Raw genomic sequence first — 18,646 nt, forward strand, 5'->3', positions numbered from 1 at the left:
TCATTGCTACAGGCGTACAACATGCAGGGATACAGAGCGGGAAATGAATCGTAGCGCGCTGCGCAACATGCTCAAAGTGGTCGGGATTATCATGGTAGTTATGCTGCCGGTGATGCTTGCGCTATGGTTTGCCCAGCTTAGAGCCGTGTCGGAAATCAGCGCCCAGCTGCGCACGTTTGCTGAACTTGCTTTAAACAAAACTGAACGGGTTATTCAACAGGTTGATCTGGCCCGGGAAGACGCGGAAAAATATCAGGGAAAAGTGTGTACGCCGGAGCATCGTCAATATATGTTGAACGTTTCCCGCGGTCGTCTTTTTGTTGCCGATTTAATTTATGCTGAAGGCCAGTCGTTTCTCTGCTCGACCCTTTTTACGCCGGATCATCCTTACACCATTCCCGCTGCCAATTACACACGTAAACCCGACGTTGCTATCTATTATTTTCGCGATACGCCATTTTTTAATGGTTATAAAATGATATATATGCAGCGCGGAAATTATGTCGCAGTGGTCAACCCGCTTTCGTACAGTGAGGTGATGTCAGACGATCGTTCCCTGTCGTGGGGGGTGTATGACACCGTCAGCAATGCATTCTTTTCTGTAAGCCAGAAAGCCAATATTTCTTTATTGCATTCGATGCTTCGACATCAGGAAACGACTTTTCAGAAAGGTGACCGTTTTTATACGATCGTGAAATCCGGGCAGCGGCCGATTGCGGCCATCGTTTCAACCTCCAGCGCCCGTTTTTATAAAACGCTTTATCATCAGGCTACCCTGACGCTACCGCTGGGGATAATTTGCAGCATTATTATTCTGCTGGTGTGGTCGCGTACACACCGTGAATTCAATTCGCCTGGCCGACTTCTGCACCGGGCGCTGAATAAACGCCAGCTGTGCGTCCATTATCAGCCCATTATTGATATTAAAAATAACCAGTGCGTGGGGGCAGAGGCGTTGTTGCGCTGGCCTGGATTCAACGGTCAGGTTATGAGCCCGGCGGAATTTATTCCCCTGGCAGAAAAAGAGGGGATGATTGAGCGCATTACGGATTACGTTGTGGAGGAGGTGTTCAGCGATCTGGGCCATTTTCTTGCCGCTCATCCCGATCTGTATGTCTCGATTAACCTGTCGGCGTCGGATTTTCACTCTTCGCGTCTTATCGCCCTGATCTCCGACAAAGCCCGCTTTTACTCGGTTCGCGCGCAGCAAATCAAAATTGAGGTGACGGAGCGGGGGTTTATTGACGTGCCGAAAACCACGCCGGTCATTCAGGCGTTTCGCCAGGCGGGGTATGAAGTGGCGATTGATGATTTCGGAACCGGCTACTCTAACCTGCATAACCTCTATTCGCTGAACGTCGATATCCTGAAAATCGACAAATCCTTTATCGATACCTTAACCACCAACAGCACCAGCCACCTGATTGCCGAGCACATCATTGAGATGGCGCAAAGCCTGCGGCTGAAAACCATTGCGGAAGGGGTCGAGACGGGGGAGCAGGTGAGCTGGTTGCTGAAGCGTGGCGTGCAGTATTGTCAGGGATGGCACTTCGCGAAAGCGATGCCGCCCCAGGCATTTATGGCCTGGCAGCAGCAACCCTTGCGTTAACACGCATTAATTAAGCTGATGGCGGTAGTCGCTCGGCGTACGGTCAAACTCGCGGCGGAAGACGCGGGAAAAGGTCTGCTGCGACACATAGCCCAGATCCATTGCGATATCAAAAATGGGCCGCTGCGTGGAGCGTAACGCCTGCGCCGCCAGCAGGAGCCTGCGCTGGCGAATGTAATCACCCAGCGTTTGATGCATTACGGTGCGGAACATTCTCTGTAAATACCATTTCGAATAGCCCGACTTCTTAGCGACCACATCAATGTTCAACGGCTGGTCGATATGTTCATCAATCCATTCAATAAGTGTCTGAATAATTTGCTGATGCGACATAAGGTTACCCCTCTGTGGAGACATCTGTCCTGGTTGATTCGTCGTTTTCTCTGCGGGGGAGTATAATTCCTCAAGTTAACTTGAGGTAAAGAGGTTTTATGGAAAAGAGATTACCGCGCATCAAAGCGCTGTTAACCCCCGGTGAAGTGGCTAAGCGAAGCGGTGTGGCGGTGTCGGCACTCCACTTCTATGAAAGCAAAGGGTTAATAAAAAGTATCCGTAACGCCGGAAACCAGCGGCGCTACACCCGCGATGTGCTCCGCTACGTGGCGATCATCAAAATTGCGCAACGTATCGGCATTCCTCTGGCCACCATCGGTGACGCGTTCGGCGTATTGCCGGAAGGGCACTCGCTGAGCGCGAAGGAGTGGAAGCAGCTGTCGTCCCAGTGGCGAGAAGAGCTGGATCGTCGTATTCACACGCTGGTGGCCCTGCGCGATGAGCTGGACGGCTGCATTGGTTGCGGGTGTTTATCACGCAGCGATTGTCCGCTGCGTAACCCGGGTGACAGGCTGGGCGAGCAGGGAACGGGGGCGCGGTTGCTGGAGGAGGATTGAGAGGTGTTTGCCGGGTGGCGCTTCGCTTACCCGGCCTACGCTCTCGGTTTTGCAGGTCGGGTAAGGCGCAGCCGCCACCCGGCAACAAGCATAAAGAACTAAAGCGCCACTAAGGGCGCTTTAGTTTTTTCCGGTCTTTGTCTTTCTCTCTATCCCGCTGGCTCACGGGAGGGTTTCCCCCGACATCAGTACCCCTCGTGTCGAGCTTGTGGAGGAGGTTCCGGTTTGTACTGACACTTTAATTCTATGCCCGGCCGCCGTTTTTGCCACCGGAGACGGTGAGATTTTAGCCAAATTTTTTTCGTGAAGTTGTTCAGTTTTCTATAGTTAAAAAGTATGAATCACCGGAGAACATCATGCTAACGGTCCACCACCTTAATCAGTCTCGTTCACATCGCGTCCTCTGGGCGCTGGAAGAGCTGGGTCTGACGTATGAGATTGTGCGCTACCAGCGCGAGAAATCCATGCTTGCACCGGATTCGCTCAAAAAAGTGCATCCGCTGGGGAAATCCCCGGTACTGGAAGATAACGGACTGGTGCTGGCCGAATCAGGCGCGATTCTGGAATATCTTCAGGAAACGTACGATTCGACGTCACGATTCAAACCGTTAGATCCCGCCCATAAAGTGCAGTATCGCTTCTGGCTGCATTACGCCGAAGGGTCTTTGATGCCGCTACTGTTAATGAAGCTGGTGTTTAACAGCCTCGGCAAACCACCCGTCCCGTTTGGCCTGCGCACGCTGGGTAAGGCGCTGGGGCAGGGGGTGCAAAAAGCGTATCTTAACCGCCAGCTGGAAACGCATGCGCGCTTTATTAACGATCATCTTGCCGAAAACAGCTGGTTTGCCGGCGACACGCTGACCATGGCTGATATCCAGATGAGTTTTCCCCTCTTCGCCTTGCTGGCGAGAGGCGGCATCGACAATCTCGACCACATAGCGGCGTGGAAACAGAGAGTGGAAGCACGTCCGGGCTGGCAGACAACGCTTGCGAAAGGCGGCCCGCTGACGATCCCCGGCGAGGGATGAAATGTAACGAAATTGCGCATGGACGATAACGTTTGCGCATCCTCTGCTTAATTGTTCATCGTCATGAGGTAATTTTAGCGAAAAACGAGAAAGTTCAGTTGAAAAGGGCGGGTATTAGGCTAGATAATCGTTTGCCTACATTTGACCACCCGTTTTGTAAGCGCGGAGCTAAACGTTTGCTTTTTTTGTGACGCCCCTTTCGTCGCAAACGCAGCACAAGGATTTGACGTTTCGCTGGCAGTGGAGTCTCCACCACGCTTACGGACTTTCAATAAAAATTTTCAGGGGATGTTTTCTATGTCTACGCCATCTGCGCGTACCGGCGGTTCACTTGACGCCATGTTTAAAATTTCTGCTCGCGGCAGCACCGTGCGCCAGGAAGTTGTTGCCGGTCTGACCACGTTTCTGGCGATGGTGTACTCCGTCATCGTGGTGCCAGGCATGCTCGGCAAAGCGGGCTTCCCGCCAGCGGCGGTCTTCGTTGCCACCTGCCTGGTTGCGGGTGTGGGTTCGATTGTGATGGGCCTGTGGGCGAACCTGCCGCTGGCGATCGGGTGCGCCATCTCCCTGACCGCGTTTACCGCCTTCAGCCTGGTGCTGGGCCAGCATATCAGCGTCCCGGTAGCGCTCGGCGCCGTGTTCCTGATGGGCGTGCTGTTCACCGTAATTTCAGCAACCGGCATTCGTAGCTGGATTTTGCGCAACCTGCCGCAGGGCGTGGCGCACGGCACCGGCATTGGTATTGGCCTGTTCCTGCTGCTGATCGCTGCCAACGGCGTGGGTCTGGTCATCAAGAACCCGCTGGACGGCCTGCCGGTTGCGCTGGGTAACTTCGCGAGCTTCCCGGTGATCATGTCGCTGGTGGGTCTGGCGGTGATCATTGGCCTGGAAAAACTGAAAGTGCCGGGCGGCATTCTGCTGACCATTATCGGCGTGTCCATCGTCGGCCTGATCTTCGACCCGACCGTTCATTTCTCCGGGATTTTCGCCATGCCGTCGCTGAGCGATGACAAAGGCAACTCCCTGATTGGCAGCCTGGATATTGTGGGCGCGCTGAACCCGGTGATCCTGCCAAGCGTGCTGGCGCTGGTAATGACCGCGGTGTTTGACGCCACGGGCACCATCCGCGCGGTGGCCGGTCAGGCTAACCTGCTGGATAAAGACGGACAGATTATTGACGGCGGCAAAGCGCTGACCACCGACTCCCTGAGCAGCGTTTTCTCTGGCCTGGTGGGTGCGGCGCCTGCGGCGGTGTACATTGAGTCCGCAGCGGGTACGGCGGCAGGCGGTAAAACCGGCCTGACGGCCATCACCGTTGGCGTGCTGTTCCTGCTGATCCTGTTCCTCTCTCCGCTCTCTTATCTGGTACCGGCTTACGCGACCGCACCTGCGCTGATGTACGTCGGCCTGCTGATGCTGAGCAACGTGGCGAAAATCGATTTCGCGGATTTTGTTGATGCTATGTCCGGCCTGATCACTGCGGTATTCATCGTGCTGACCTGTAACATCGTGACCGGCATTATGATCGGTTTCGCCTCGCTGGTGATTGGGCGTCTGGTCTCCGGTGAGTGGCGTAAGCTGAACATCGGTACCGTGGTCATCGCCGTTGCGCTGGTGGCGTTTTACGCGGGCGGCTGGGCCATCTGAATTGACTTTTTATGCGAAAATGGGTGGCTCAGGCCGCCCGTTTTTATTTTCAGGACTCATCCTGTTGCCTTTTACGTTACTCTGGAGAGGATAGAATAAGAGGCACGACGCCTCAGGTTTGGCATATAAGAAACACAGCAAACAGGGAACGCATGGAAATTTTCTTCACAATACTCATCATGACCCTTGTGGTCTCATTATCCGGGGTGGTTACACGCGTACTGCCCTTCCAGGTCCCCCTGCCTTTAATGCAAATAGCTATCGGTGCGCTGCTGGCGTGGCCGACGTTCGGTCTGCACGTGGAGTTCGATCCGGAACTGTTCCTCGTGCTGTTTATCCCGCCGCTGCTGTTTGCCGATGGCTGGAAAACGCCGACGCGCGAATTTCTGGAGCACGGGCGAGAGATCTTCGGCCTGGCGCTGGCGCTGGTGGTGGTCACCGTGGTCGGGATTGGTTTTCTGATCTACTGGGCCGTACCGGGGATCCCGCTCATACCCGCCTTTGCGCTGGCCGCCGTGCTGTCGCCTACCGACGCCGTGGCGCTGTCCGGCATTGTGGGCGAAGGGCGCATTCCAAAGAAAATCATGGGCATTTTGCAGGGCGAGGCGCTGATGAACGACGCCTCTGGCCTGGTCGCCCTGAAGTTTGCCGTGGCGGTTGCCATGGGCACCATGGTCTTTACCGTCGGCGGCGCGACCCTGGAATTCTTCAAGGTGGCGATTGGCGGCATCCTCGCGGGCTTCGTAGTGAGCTGGCTGTACGGACGCTCGCTGCGCTTCCTTAGCCGCTGGGGTGGTGATGAACCGGCGACGCAGATCGTCCTGCTGTTCCTGCTGCCGTTCGCCTCTTACCTGATTGCCGAACACATCGGCGTGTCGGGCATTCTGGCGGCGGTAGCCGCGGGGATGACCATCACCCGCTCCGGCGTTATGCGTCGCGCGCCGCTGGCGATGCGGCTGCGCGCGAACAGTACCTGGGCTATGCTCGAGTTTGTGTTTAACGGCATGGTGTTCCTGCTGTTGGGCCTGCAACTGCCGGGCATTATGGAATCCTCGCTGATTGCGGCCGAAGCGGATCCAAACGTTGAAGTCTGGATGCTGTTTACCGATATCGTGCTCATCTACCTTGCGCTGATGCTGGTGCGTTTCGGCTGGCTGTGGACGATGAAGAAATTCAGTGTTCGCTTCCTGACCAAAAAGCCGATGGAGTTTGGCTCGTGGACCACGCGCGAGCTGCTGATTGCCTCTTTCGCGGGCGTGCGCGGGGCGATCACCCTTGCTGGTGTGCTCTCCATTCCTCTGCTGCTGCCGACGGGTGACGTCTTCCCGGCGCGCTACGAGCTGGTGTTCCTGGCGGCGGGCGTGATCCTCTTCTCCCTGTTTGTCGGCGTGATTATGCTGCCGATTCTGCTGCAACATATTGACGCGGGGGACTCCTCGCAACAGCACAAAGAAGAGCGGATTGCCCGTGCGGCGACGGCGGAAGTGGCGATTGTCGCCATCGAGAAGATGGAGGAGCGTCTGGCCGCCGATGCCGAAGAGAACATTGATAACCAGCTGCTGAAGGAAGTCAGTTCACGCGTGATCGGTAATTTGCGTCGCCGTGCTGACGGACGTAACGACGTGGAAAGTTCGTTGCAGGAAGAGAACCTCGAACGCCGTTTCCGCCTGGCGGCGCTGCGCTCCGAGCGTGCCGAGCTGTATCACCTGCGCGCGACGCGGCAGATCAGCAATGAGACGCTGCAAAAGCTGCTGCACGATCTGGATCTGCTGGAAGCGTTGTTGATAGAGAATCAGTAGCGCTGGTTTTGCCCGGTGGCGCTGCGCTTACCGGGCCTACGTGCTCGATCGGTTCCCTCTCCCTGTGGGAGAGGGTTAGGGTGAGGGTACCCAAAACCCCTCACAGCATTGCAACCACGCCTGCGCGCTGTGCGACAGATAGACCCCTTCACGCCAGATCATCCCCAGCTGCCAGTGCAGGTCGCTCTCCAGCGGGATCCAGCGCAGCGTATTTTTATCCAGCCGCTCGCAGATCGGCTGCGGCAGAATGGCAATCCCCACGCCCGCCTGTACCATCGCCGCCAGAAAATCCCACTGGCCGCTGCGCACCGCAATGCGCGGCTTCACGTTATGCTGGTTAAACAGCGCCATCAGCTGGCGGCTTAAGGCGAAATCTTCGTTGTAAATAAGCAGAGGGTGCTCGCCGAGCAGCTCGGGCTTTACCGAGTCTATCTTCAGCCATTCACCGGAGCGGGGAACCAGCACGCACAGCGGGTGGCTAAAGAGCGGCAGCGTCGCCAGGCCGCTCTCCTCCTCAACGGGAAGGGCGGTCATCGCCACGTCCAAATCGCCGTTGGTGACCGCCTGCTGGACGGTTAAGCCGCCAAATTCTGAAATTTTCAGCTCAACGCCGGGATAGCGCTGGCGAAACAGGCTTATCGGCCCGGCCATCATCATGCCGACCATCGGCGGAATACCGAGCCGCAGCAACCCTTTTGTCAGATGGTTGATGTCCCCAAGCTCGGCTTCCAGCTGGCGGAACTCCGCCAGAATTGCCAGCCCGCGCTCGAACACCACGCGACCGGTATCGGTCAGCAGCAGCTTGCGCCCGTCGCGGATCAGCAGGGTACAGTTCAGCTCATCTTCGAGGTTTTTCAGCATCTTGCTGATGGTTGGCTGGGTAACGAATAACTTCTCCGCTGCGCGGGTAAAACTTTGCTGACGAACCACCTCGACAAAATAGCGCAGCGTTCTTATGTCCATGATTATTCCTCGAAACTATACCTTCGATGATTTTAATTCATTTCAGTCGATACCGTACGCTCACTATACTGGCGCCTCGTCTCATTTCTGAGGAAAACCCCCATGGCCGTGGCGTTAAGCCGTGTTACGCCTGCCGTTGTGCAACGACTCCAGGTACCGGTTCAGGTACTGCTTTACGCGGGACTGTTTGTTTTCGCGGAATATCTTGTCGACTGGCTGCATCTGCCTTTACCCGCCAACCTGGTGGGGATGGTGCTGTTGCTGACGCTGATCCTCTGTCGCGCGTTGCCCCTTAGCTGGGTGCGGGCCGGCGCACGCTGGCTGCTGGCGGAGATGCTGCTGTTCTTTGTGCCGGCCGTGGTGGCGGTGGTGAACTATGCCCAGCTGCTGATGGTCGACGGCTGGCGCATCTTTGCGGTTATCGCCCTGAGCACGCTGATGGTGCTGGGTGCCACCGCCTGGGTGGTGGATAAAGTGTATCGCTTTGAAATCAGCAGGCAGACGCATGACTAACTTTCAGATAAGCGTGCTGTGCCTGATTGCGACAGTCGTCATCTACTTTGCCAACAAGCGCCTGTATCGCCGCTTTCGCGCGCTGCCGCTGATGCCGCTGGTCTTTACGCCGATCCTGCTGGTGCTGATGCTGGTCTTCGGCCATATCTCCTGGCAGAACTACATTGGCGAATCCCACTGGCTGCTGTGGCTGCTCGGCCCGGCGACCATCGCCTTCGCCGTACCCGTTTATGACAACCTCGCCATTATCAGACGCCACTGGATGTCGCTCGGCGCGGGCGTCGTCACCGCGACGGTGGTGGCGGTGTGCAGCTCGGTCTGGCTGGCGCGGCTGTTTACCCTGTCGGATGAAATCCAGCGCAGCCTGGCGGTGCGTTCGGTGACCACGCCGTTTGCGCTGGCAGCCGCCAAACCGCTCGGTGGCCAGCCGGATCTGGTGGCGCTGTTTGTGGTGGTGACGGGCGTCTTCGGCATGGCAGTGGGGGATGTGCTGTTTCTGCGGCTTTCCATTCGCGAAGGGATGGCGAAAGGCGCGGGGTTTGGCGCGGCGTCGCACGGGGCGGGGACGGCACGTTCGTATGAGCTGGGACAGCAGGAGGGCGTGGTCGCGAGCCTGGTGATGATGCTTTCGGGCGTCACGATGGTGCTGATTGCGCCGCTGGTGGCGTGGGTGATGTTTTAAGCTCCCCGGCCAGAGCGACCGGGGAGAAAAGGCTTAGTGCGCGCGGCCCTGCTCAACGCCCAGGCCGGTTTGCGAGCGGATAAACTGGGCGCGGAATTTTTCACGCTCCAGGTTACCCTCCGGTGAATTATCGGTGGCAGAGAAAATCCAGATCCCGATAAACGCCACGGCAATGGAGAACAGCGCCGGGTATTCATACGGGAAGATAGCGCTTTCGTGACCGAGGATCTGCACCCAGATGGTCGGGCCGAGGATCATCAGAATCACCGCCGTCAGCAGGCCCAGCCAGCCGCCAATCATCGCCCCACGGGTGGTCAGTTTTGACCAGTACATGGAGAGCAGAATGATCGGGAAGTTACAGCTTGCCGCAATCGAGAAGGCCAGCCCGACCATAAAGGCGATGTTCTGTTTCTCGAACAAAATCCCCAGCAGGATGGCGACAACGCCCAGCACCAGCACGGTGATTTTGGAGACCTTCAGCTCATCGCGCTCGCTTGCGCCTTTGCGGAAGACGTTGGCGTAGAGGTCATGCGAAACCGCCGACGCGCCGGCCAGCGTCAGCCCTGCAACCACCGCGAGGATGGTGGCAAAGGCCACGGCAGAGATAAAGCCGAGGAACAGGTTGCCGCCCACCGCGTCGGCCAGATGCACCGCCGCCATGTTGTTACCGCCGATAAGCGCGCCCGCCGCGTCTTTAAACGCCGGGTTTGCCCCCACCAGCATGATTGCGCCGAAGCCGATGATAAAGGTCAGAATGTAGAAGTAGCCCATAAACCCGGTAGCGTAGAACACGCTTTTACGCGCTTCACGCGCATCTGACACCGTGAAGAAACGCATCAGGATATGCGGCAGGCCAGCGGTACCGAACATCAGGCCGAGACCGAGCGAGAGCGCGGATATCGGATCTTTCACCAGCCCGCCCGGGCTCATGATCGCTTCCCCTTTCGGGTGGACCGCCATCGCTTCGGTAAACAGATTATTGAAGCTGAACCCGACGTGCTTCATCACCATAAAGGCCATAAAGCTGGCGCCGAACAGCAGCAGTACCGCTTTGATGATCTGTACCCAGGTGGTGGCCAGCATGCCGCCGAACAGGACATACATCACCATCAGCACGCCGACGAGCACCACCGCGACGTGGTAGTTCAGGCCGAACAGCAGCTCGATCAGTTTGCCTGCGCCGACCATCTGGGCGATCAGATAGAGCGCCACTACCACCAGCGAACCGCAGGCGGAGAGGGAGCGAATCGGCCCCTGCTTCAGGCGATAGGAGGCGACGTCAGCAAAGGTATAGCGCCCCAGGTTACGCAGGCGCTCGGCAATCAGGAACAGAATGATTGGCCAGCCGACGAGGAACCCGAGGGAGTAGATCAGGCCATCATACCCTGAGGTATACACCAGCGCGGAGATCCCAAGGAACGAGGCGGCGGACATAAAGTCCCCCGCGATCGCCAGCCCGTTCTGGAAGCCGGTAATATTGCCGCCCGCGGTGTAGTAATCGTTACGGGAGCGTACGCGTTTCGACGCCCAGTAAGTGATGTACAGCGTCAGCACCACGAAAATCAGGAACATGATAATCGCCTGCCAGTTGGTTGGCTGGCGCTGAACCTCGCCGGTAATGGCATCTGCTGCATGGGCAGCAAAGGGAAGTGTGGCGGCTAGCGCCGTCAGGACTCGCTTCATGATGCTTTTACCTCGCGCAGAACTTCTCTGTTAAGACGATCGAATTCACCGTTGGCGCGCCAGACGTACACACCCGTCAGCACAAACGAAATGATGATAACGCCAATCCCAATCGGAATACCGCGCGTGACGCTGGTACCCTCATGCAGCGGGGTGCCCAGCCAGTGCGGCGCAAAGGCGATCAGCAGAATAAAGCCGACGTAGATAATCAGCATGATGATGGAAAGGATGAAGGCAAACCGTTGCCGTTTTTCGACGAGCTCCCTGTAGTGCGCACTATTCTCTATCTGCTGACAAATATCGTTATTCATCACAGAGTCTCCAGAAGTAAGGTTGGTTTGTTTTTATCCCCTCTCCCCTGTGGGGAGAGGGTGAGGGGAGGAAGGTGCGGTCTGATGCCCTCACCCCGGCCCTCTCCCACGGGGAGAGGGAGAAAACACTAGGAAGGCATCGCGATGGCCTGCTTCTCTTCGAGCAGTTTGTCCACCACGCCAGGATCGGCCAGCGTTGAGGTATCACCGAGGTTACTGGTGTCGCCCGCCGCGATTTTGCGCAGGATACGGCGCATAATCTTGCCGGAACGGGTTTTCGGCAGCGAGTCGGTCCAGTGCAGCACGTCCGGCGTGGCAAGCGGGCCGATCTCTTTACGCACCCAGTTGCGCACCTCGGTATACAGCTCTGGCGACGGCTCTTCGCCGTGGTTCAGGGTGACGTAGGCGTAGATCGCCTGGCCTTTGATGTTGTGAGGAATGCCGACAACCGCCGCTTCGGCAATTTTCGGATGCGACACCAGCGCAGACTCAATCTCCGCCGTGCCCAGACGGTGGCCGGAGACGTTCAGCACGTCGTCCACGCGTCCGGTGATCCAGTAATAACCGTCTTCATCCCGGCGCGCGCCGTCGCCGCTGAAGTACATGTTTTTGAAGGTCGAGAAGTAGGTCTGCTCGAAGCGCTCATGGTCGCCGAACAGGGTACGCGCCTGGCCAGGCCAGGAATCGACGATCACCAGGTTGCCCTCGGTAGCGCCTTCCTGCGGATTGCCTTCGTTGTCCACCAGCGCAGGCTGCACGCCGAAGAACGGACGGGTGGCCGAACCGGCTTTCAGCTGCGTGGCACCCGGCATCGGGGTGATCATGAAGCCGCCGGTTTCGGTCTGCCACCAGGTATCCATCACCGGGCACTTTTCGTTGCCGATCTTCTTCCAGTACCACTCCCAGGCTTCGGGGTTGATCGGCTCGCCCACGGAGCCGAGGATACGCAGGGAAGAGCGGTCGGTCCCTTCGATGGCTTTATCGCCTTCCGCCATCAGCGCGCGGATCGCCGTTGGCGCGGTGTAGAGAATGTTGACCTGATGCTTATCAACCACCTGGCACATACGCGCCGGGGTCGGCCAGTTCGGTACGCCTTCAAACATCAGCGTCGTTGCGCCGCAGGCCAGCGGGCCGTACAGCAGGTAGCTGTGACCGGTCACCCAGCCCACGTCGGCGGTACACCAGTAGATGTCGCCCGGATGGTAGTCGAAAACGTATTTAAAGGTGGTGGCCGCGTAAACCAGATAGCCGCCGGTGGTATGCAGCACGCCTTTCGGCTTACCGGTGGAGCCGGAGGTATACAGGATAAACAGCGGATCTTCCGCGTTCATCTCTTCAGGCTGATGCTGGTCGCTCGCGTTTTCAATCAGATCGCTCCACCACAGGTCGCGCCCCTCGTGCCAGTCGATTTTGCCGCCCGTGCGTTTGAAGACAATGACGTTACTGATGGATTTCACGTTCGGGTTTTTCAGCGCTTCATCAACGTTTTTCTTCAGCGGAATACCGCGCCCGGCGCGCACGCCCTCGTCAGCGGTGATCACCAGCTTCGAATTCGAGTCGACAATACGCCCGGCAACCGCCTCCGGCGAGAAACCGCCGAAGATAACGGAGTGGATCGCACCGATGCGCGCGCAGGCCAGCATAGCCACGGCGGCTTCCGGCACCATTGGCATATAGATCGCCACCACATCGCCTTTTTTAATGCCCTGGGCCAGCAGCACGTTGGCAAAGCGGCACACGTCGCGATGCAGTTCTTTATACGAGATGTGTTTACTCTGAGAGGCATCGTCGCCTTCCCAGATGATGGCCGTTTCGTTGCCGCGTTCAGCAAGATGGCGGTCCAGGCAGTTCGCCGCCAGGTTCAGCGTGCCGTCTTCATACCATTTAATGGAGACGTTGCCCGGCGCGAAAGAGGTGTTCTTTACCTTCTGATAAGGTTTGATCCAGTCGAGGATGTGGCCCTGCTCACCCCAGAACGCGTCAGGGCTGGAAACGGACTGCTGGTATTTCTGCTGGTACTGCTCCGGGCTTATCAGGCAACGGTCCGCAATGTTTGCGGGAATGTCGTGTTTGTGTATTTGGCTCATGGCTTTTTTTCTCCTTGTAAGATGTTAATAATATGTCGCAAAAACGTTAATAGTAGGGGCTTTACAAGCTTTGTTTAGTATTTGGGCGACAGATCACGCAATGTCTGAAGAGTATGAAAATTGAGCGAATGAAACTTTGAAGGGAAATAATTCATCTGAAGAGTTATTCACTTTTTTGAAGTGAAAATATTTTGTATAACAAACGGTTATTTATGCGAATTGCTATAAATTACCGTCAATGACACTTTTTGCAGTGAAATGCCTTGTTCTTTAAGGCTTGCGCAGCATGCCGTGCAAATGATACTCATACGGCGCGTTAAAAAATCCCATAAACCAACGCAACACAATTCATACCCTTTCAGTATGTCTCCATATTCATGCAGTTTTGATGGTACGGAGATTTCATTGAGGAAGTCAGTTTCTATGAAAAATTTGAAAGTCAGCCTGGCCTGGCAGATCCTGCTGGCCCTTGTGCTGGGCATCTTGCTGGGCAGTTACCTCCATTATCATAGCGACAGCCGCGAGTGGCTGATTGCGAACCTTCTCTCACCTGCGGGCGATATCTTTATTCATCTGATCAAGATGATTGTTGTACCGATTGTGATCTCGACGCTGGTGGTCGGTATCGCGGGTGTCGGTGATGCGAAACAGTTAGGCCGCATTGGCGTTAAAACTATTCTCTATTTCGAAGTGATCACCACGGTTGCCATCGTTCTTGGCATCACCCTGGCGAATGTGTTCCAGCCTGGTGCCGGGATCGATATGTCGCAGCTGGCGACGGTGGATATTTCGAAATACCAAAGCACAACCGCCGATGTGCAGAGCCATTCGCATGGGCTGATGGGGACTATTCTCTCGCTGGTGCCGACCAACATTATCGCGTCCATGGCGAAGGGCGAGATGCTGCCGATCATCTTCTTCTCGGTACTCTTTGGTCTGGGGCTTTCTTCCCTGCCCGCGACGCACCGTGAACCGCTGGTGACCGTGTTCCGCTCTATCTCCGAAACCATGTTCAAAGTCACCCACATGGTGATGCGCTATGCACCGGTCGGGGTATTCGCGCTGATTGCGGTGACCGTAGCTAACTTCGGCTTTGCCTCACTGTGGCCGCTGGCGAAGCTGGTGATTCTGGTGCACTTCGCGATTCTGTTCTTCGCGCTGGTGGTGCTGGGCATTGTGGCGCGCCTGTGCGGCCTGAGCATCTGGATCCTGATCCGCATCCTGAAGGATGAGCTGATTCTGGCCTACTCCACGGCAAGCTCCGAGAGCGTGCTGCCGCGTATCATTGAGAAGATGGAGGCCTACGGTGCGCCGGCGTCCATTACCAGCTTCGTGGTGCCAACGGGCTACTCCTTTAACCTGGATGGTTCGACGCTGTATCAGAGTATTGCGGCGATCTTTATTGCGCAGCTGTACGGGATTGACCTGTCGCTGTGGCAGGAAATCGTGCTGGTGCTGACGCTGATGGTGACTTCAAAAGGCATCGCAGGCGTGCCGGGCGTCTCCTTCGTGGTGCTGCTGGCGACGCTGGGCAGCGTCGGTATTCCGCTGGAAGGCCTGGCGTTTATTGCCGGTGTGGACCGTATCCTCGACATGGCGCGTACTGCGCTGAACGTGGTAGGTAATGCGCTGGCGGTGCTGGTAATCTCCAAGTGGGAACACAAGTTCGACCGTAAAAAAGCGCTGGCGTATGAACGCGAGGTGCTGGGTCGTTTTGATAAAACGGCTGACCAGTAACATTCTAAGCCCGGTGGCGCTGCGCTTACCGGGCCTACGGGTTTTGTAGGCCGGGTAAGGCGAAGCCGCCACCCGGCACGTTACTCCCCGCTCAACGCATCAAACTCTTCACATCCGGTATCAAACCCTTCGGTACAGCTCAGGTTTAACCAGTAAAGCGCTTTCTGTTTATTCGGTGTGATAAAGCCTTTCTCACCCTGCCTGAACAGCATTCCTGCCCAGTACTCCGCATAGCCCGTCCGGGACAGAGCCGAACTCCGCTTGAACCACGACGCGGCCTGCACGTCATCCTGAGGGACTTCAACGCCGTTGGCATAGATCAGCCCCAGCAGCTGTTGCGCGTCTACCGCCGAGTCGCTATCGATGTCTTCGGTCGCCGATTGCAGCAGTGCGATGGCCTGCGGGTAGTCGGTTTTGCCCGCCTGCGTGTTCACCAGCACCCGCGCCAGCATGATCGCGCCGCGTTTGCTGCCCGCAATGTTTGCCTGCTGGGCCAGGGCTTTAGCCTGCGCATAGTCACCCTGCGAAAAGTGGATTTGCGACAGCAGCGCCATGGCGTCGACATCACCGCCTTTTGCCGCTTTTTCCGCCCACAGCGCCGCCTGCGCGCTGTCGCCGGAACTGAACCAGGTATCGGCAAGATAATACTGCGCGCGCGCATCGCCCGCTTCAGCCTGCTTTTTATACTGGCTGCCTATCTCATCGGCATGGGCAAACGCGGTTAAAAATAACAACATCAGAAAAAGGGTTTTCATGGATTCTTATCATCTGGGTACACGCCGCGCAGTATAATCGCGGCGACAGAAGAAAAAAACGGGTGCGTTAAGACCTCAGCATCCCACAAGCCGGGCGGAACACGCGTTCCGCCCGAAGAGGTTAGCCTGCGTTACAGGCTAATTTCGCCGCCACCTCCTGATGTTCACTCTTTATTGAAAACTCGCAGAGCCTGCCGCGAGTAATAAAGGTAAAGATCACTATCGTCAGGCAAATAATAAAGACGATGCCTAACGCAGTTTTTAATGGCGTCATGCCTTTTACTCCTTGTGTAAAAAAGAATAAGAGGCTACTCTCAACCTGTTGGTAGTTGAGGGAGTAGCCTCGGGTAAATGAAAATTTCCCGGGGCTTCCTACTTTCTGTCCCTCAACAATGCTCAAGACAGAAAGTCTTAAGCACCCGCCGCACATCTTATCCCTCTGAATTAAAATGCAAAGATGTAATTCTTTTTCGCACGAATTACATTATTTCTGCGAGCCGCTTTCCAGAATAACAATTGATATTTTTAATGTGTTAAGCGGAAATAAAAAGGGAGTGAATATCTCACTCCCTTTATTCATCGATTAATTAACGGCATCAACCCATTGCGCTTTCACGCAGTCGGGCTTTCAGCTTGTTATATTCGTCGATCACATACTGTTCCGCAGCGTGTTGATCCGCTATTGGCTCCACGTTTACGGCGCAGTATTTATACTCCGGCGTTTTGGTTATCGGGCTTAAGTTCTCCGTCACCAGCTCGTTACAGGCGCCAATCCACCACTGGTAGGTCATATAGACTGCCCCTTTGTTCGGACGGTCGCTGACCTGCGCGCGGGTAATGATGCGGCCTTTACGCGAGTTCACCCACACCAGCGCTTCATCTTCAATACCGAGCCGTTCGGCATCGGCGGTGTTGATCTGCGCGTAGCCCGGTTCATCCGCCAGCGCCGCCAGCGCGGCGCAGTTACCGGTCATGGAACGGCAGGAGTAGTGGCCCACTTCACGCACTGTGGAGAGCACCATCGGATACTCGTCGGTGAGCTTATCGATCGGCGCGACCCAGTCGCAGGTGAAGAACTGCGCCAGCCCGTTCGGGGTGTCGAACTTCTCTTTAAAGAGGTACGACGTCCCCTGATCGGATTCTGACTCATCCCGGCACGGCCACTGGATGTAGCCCAGCTCACCCATTTTTTCATAGGTTGCCCCATAAAAGTCCGGGCACAGATGCCGCAACTCGTCCCAGATCTCCTGGGTGTTGTTGTAGTGCATCGGGTAGCCCATGCGGGTGGCGATTTCGCTGATGATTTGCCAGTCCGTTTTCAGATCCCACTTCGGCTCGACGGCCTTGAAGAAGCGCTGGAAGCCGCGGTCTGCCGCCGTATAGACACCTTCATGCTCGCCCCAGGAGGTCGACGGCAGAATCACATCCGCCGCCGCCGCGGTTTTGGTCATAAAGATATCCTGGACAATCACCAGCTCCAGATCCTCAAAGCCTTTGCGCACTGCGGACAGTTCGGCGTCGGTCTGGAGCGGATCTTCACCCATGATGTAGGCCGCACGCACTTCACCGTGCGCCGCGCGGTGCGGCAGTTCGCTGATGCGATACCCGGTGTGTGCCGGCAGGCTCTCCACGCCCCAGGCCTTCGCGAATTTCTCGCGGTTTTCCGGGAATTTGACGTACTGGTAGCCCGGATAGGTGTCCGGCAGCGCGCCCATATCACACGCACCCTGCACGTTATTCTGACCACGCACCGGGTTCACGCCCACATGCGCTTTACCCAGATTGCCGGTCAGCATGGCGAGGCTGGTGAGCGAGCGCACGGTTTCCACGCCCTGGTAGAACTGGGTCACGCCCATGCCCCACAGAATGGCGGCGGTTTTCGCCCCGGCGTACATCCGCGCCGCCTGGCGGATCTCCTGCGCGCTGACGCCGGTTATCGCCTCTACTGACTCCGGCGTATAGCCTTCGACAATCTTGCGATACTCTTCAAACCCTTCCGTACGGCTCGCGACAAACGCCTGGTCGTAGAGGTTCTCCTCAATAATGACATGCCCCATCGCATTTAACAGCGCGATGTTCGAGCCGTTTTTCAGTGCGATGTGCATATCCGCAATGCGCGCGGTTTCAATTTTACGCGGATCGCAGACGATGATTTTCGCCCCATTCTGTTTGGCGCGAATAACGTGATTCGCGACGATAGGGTGAGAATCCGCCGGGTTATAGCCGAAGATGAACACCAGATCGGTGTTATCTATCTCATTGATGGCATTACTCATTGCGCCGTTACCGACCGACTGGTGCAGACCTGCAACCGATGGGCCGTGTCAGACGCGAGCGCAGCAGTCGACGTTATTGGTACCAATAACGGCGCGCGCGAATTTTTGCATCACATAGTTGGTTTCATTCCCGGTTCCGCGTGAGGAGCCGGTGGTCTGAATCGCATCCGGGCCATACTTGGCCTTGATGGCGCTGAGGCGCGTGGCGACGTAATCCAGCGCTTCATTCCAGGAGACGGCTTCCAGCTTGCCGCCGCGCTCGCGGCGGATCATAGGGGTTTTCAGGCGCGGCGTGAGGATTTGGGTATCGTTAATAAAATCCCAGCCGTAGTACCCTTTCAGGCACAGCGTGCCCTGATTGGTTTTACCCTGCGCCGCTTCCGCCCGGACGATTTTGCCGTTATCGACCACCAGGTGGATCTTGCAACCTGAGGCACAATAAGGGCAAACCGTGACGACTTTTTTCATCACTTTGCTCCAGTTAAACAGTTCTTACCTGCCCAATATGCAGCTTCTATGCCATGTTTTTACTATGGGTATTTCCTGACTTTACGACTCTTTGCGGGGCAAAACCCTGACGAAAAACAGCCAATCGTCAAAATTGACGTGTCGAAAGGGCAGGGGATGTGACATGGATTGAATTTCCGTCACGTAAAAAACAATTCG

At 56.4% G+C, this 18,646-nt stretch carries 16 protein-coding genes; 8 read left to right on the forward strand and 8 right to left on the reverse strand.

Going from position 1 to position 18,646, the window contains the following annotated elements; all coding sequences use genetic code 11:
* Positions 1-43 precede the first annotated feature (43 nt).
* Positions 44-1,609, forward strand: a complete 1,566-nt coding sequence (locus IM290_RS17230; protein WP_193042106.1) for an EAL domain-containing protein — start codon at positions 44-46, stop codon at positions 1,607-1,609.
* 6 nt (positions 1,610-1,615) lie between these two features.
* On the opposite strand, the gene soxS is transcribed toward IM290_RS17230, so the two are convergent.
* Positions 1,616-1,942: a superoxide response transcriptional regulator SoxS gene (soxS, locus tag IM290_RS17235; RefSeq protein ID WP_003860277.1), complete on the reverse strand. Its 327-nt coding sequence runs from the start codon at positions 1,940-1,942 to the stop codon at positions 1,616-1,618.
* Positions 1,943-2,040: 98 nt separating this feature from the next.
* Between soxS and soxR the strand changes: the two genes are divergently transcribed.
* From soxR to IM290_RS17255, 4 genes are all read left to right on the forward strand, one after another.
* The gene (gene soxR / locus IM290_RS17240; RefSeq protein WP_003860275.1) at positions 2,041-2,499 is read left to right on the forward strand and encodes a redox-sensitive transcriptional activator SoxR; all 459 of its coding nucleotides are present in this window, start codon (positions 2,041-2,043) and stop codon (positions 2,497-2,499) included.
* Positions 2,500-2,855: 356 nt separating this feature from the next.
* A complete protein-coding gene (locus tag IM290_RS17245) occupies positions 2,856-3,527 on the forward strand; it encodes a glutathione S-transferase family protein (RefSeq protein WP_193042105.1) in 672 nt (223 codons plus the stop codon).
* 297 nt (positions 3,528-3,824) lie between these two features.
* Positions 3,825-5,174: a guanine/hypoxanthine transporter GhxP gene (gene ghxP, locus IM290_RS17250; RefSeq protein ID WP_006810466.1), complete on the forward strand. Its 1,350-nt coding sequence runs from the start codon at positions 3,825-3,827 to the stop codon at positions 5,172-5,174.
* Between the two features lie 152 nt (positions 5,175-5,326).
* Positions 5,327-6,973 carry a Na+/H+ antiporter gene (locus tag IM290_RS17255; protein ID WP_003860270.1) on the forward strand — a complete coding sequence of 549 codons (1,647 nt, stop codon included), beginning with the start codon at positions 5,327-5,329 and terminating at the stop codon, positions 6,971-6,973.
* 75 nt (positions 6,974-7,048) lie between these two features.
* Here IM290_RS17255 and IM290_RS17260 read toward each other — a convergent pair whose 3' ends face one another.
* Positions 7,049-7,936: a LysR family transcriptional regulator gene (locus IM290_RS17260; RefSeq protein WP_045327695.1), complete on the reverse strand. Its 888-nt coding sequence runs from the start codon at positions 7,934-7,936 to the stop codon at positions 7,049-7,051.
* A gap of 102 nt (positions 7,937-8,038) precedes the next feature.
* Here IM290_RS17260 and IM290_RS17265 point away from each other — a divergent pair, with 102 nt between their 5' ends.
* Both IM290_RS17265 and IM290_RS17270 read left to right on the forward strand, forming a co-directional pair.
* Positions 8,039-8,449 carry a CidA/LrgA family protein gene (locus IM290_RS17265; protein ID WP_032668810.1) on the forward strand — a complete coding sequence of 137 codons (411 nt, stop codon included), beginning with the start codon at positions 8,039-8,041 and terminating at the stop codon, positions 8,447-8,449.
* Positions 8,442-9,131, forward strand: a complete 690-nt coding sequence (locus IM290_RS17270) for an LrgB family protein (RefSeq protein ID WP_017382633.1) — start codon at positions 8,442-8,444, stop codon at positions 9,129-9,131. Before IM290_RS17265 ends, IM290_RS17270 begins: the two co-directional genes overlap by 8 nt.
* A gap of 33 nt (positions 9,132-9,164) precedes the next feature.
* Here the strand turns inward: IM290_RS17270 and actP are convergent, their stop codons facing one another.
* The 3 genes from actP to acs all read right to left on the reverse strand — a co-directional run bounded on the left by actP (position 9,165) and on the right by acs (position 13,212).
* The gene (gene actP, locus IM290_RS17275; RefSeq protein ID WP_032672106.1) at positions 9,165-10,814 is read right to left on the reverse strand and encodes a cation/acetate symporter ActP; all 1,650 of its coding nucleotides are present in this window, start codon (positions 10,812-10,814) and stop codon (positions 9,165-9,167) included.
* Positions 10,811-11,125 carry a DUF485 domain-containing protein gene (locus tag IM290_RS17280; protein WP_017382635.1) on the reverse strand — a complete coding sequence of 105 codons (315 nt, stop codon included), beginning with the start codon at positions 11,123-11,125 and terminating at the stop codon, positions 10,811-10,813. Before IM290_RS17280 ends, actP begins: the two co-directional genes overlap by 4 nt.
* A gap of 128 nt (positions 11,126-11,253) precedes the next feature.
* Entirely contained in the window at positions 11,254-13,212 is a 1,959-nt protein-coding gene (gene acs / locus IM290_RS17285) for an acetate--CoA ligase (protein ID WP_193042104.1), read from the reverse strand.
* Positions 13,213-13,635: 423 nt separating this feature from the next.
* On the opposite strand from acs, the gene gltP reads away from it, so the two are divergent.
* Positions 13,636-14,949 carry a glutamate/aspartate:proton symporter GltP gene (gene gltP, locus IM290_RS17290; RefSeq protein ID WP_047052227.1) on the forward strand — a complete coding sequence of 438 codons (1,314 nt, stop codon included), beginning with the start codon at positions 13,636-13,638 and terminating at the stop codon, positions 14,947-14,949.
* 80 nt (positions 14,950-15,029) lie between these two features.
* On the opposite strand, the gene IM290_RS17295 is transcribed toward gltP, so the two are convergent.
* The 3 genes from IM290_RS17295 to fdhF form a co-directional block, all read right to left on the reverse strand.
* A complete protein-coding gene (locus IM290_RS17295; protein ID WP_015570200.1) occupies positions 15,030-15,704 on the reverse strand; it encodes a tetratricopeptide repeat protein in 675 nt (224 codons plus the stop codon).
* A 121-nt stretch (positions 15,705-15,825) separates the two neighbouring features.
* Complete coding sequence (locus IM290_RS17300) at positions 15,826-15,978, reverse strand: Hok/Gef family protein (RefSeq protein ID WP_042719158.1); 153 nt, start codon at positions 15,976-15,978, stop codon at positions 15,826-15,828.
* Between the two features lie 322 nt (positions 15,979-16,300).
* Positions 16,301-18,448 carry a formate dehydrogenase subunit alpha gene (fdhF, locus tag IM290_RS17305; RefSeq protein WP_080024796.1) on the reverse strand — a complete coding sequence of 716 codons (2,148 nt, stop codon included), beginning with the start codon at positions 18,446-18,448 and terminating at the stop codon, positions 16,301-16,303.
* Between the last annotated feature and the right edge of the window lie 198 nt (positions 18,449-18,646).

It is taken from the genome of Enterobacter cloacae complex sp. S1 (genome assembly GCF_014930525.1).
Lineage (GTDB): Bacteria > Pseudomonadota > Gammaproteobacteria > Enterobacterales > Enterobacteriaceae > Enterobacter > Enterobacter hormaechei_C.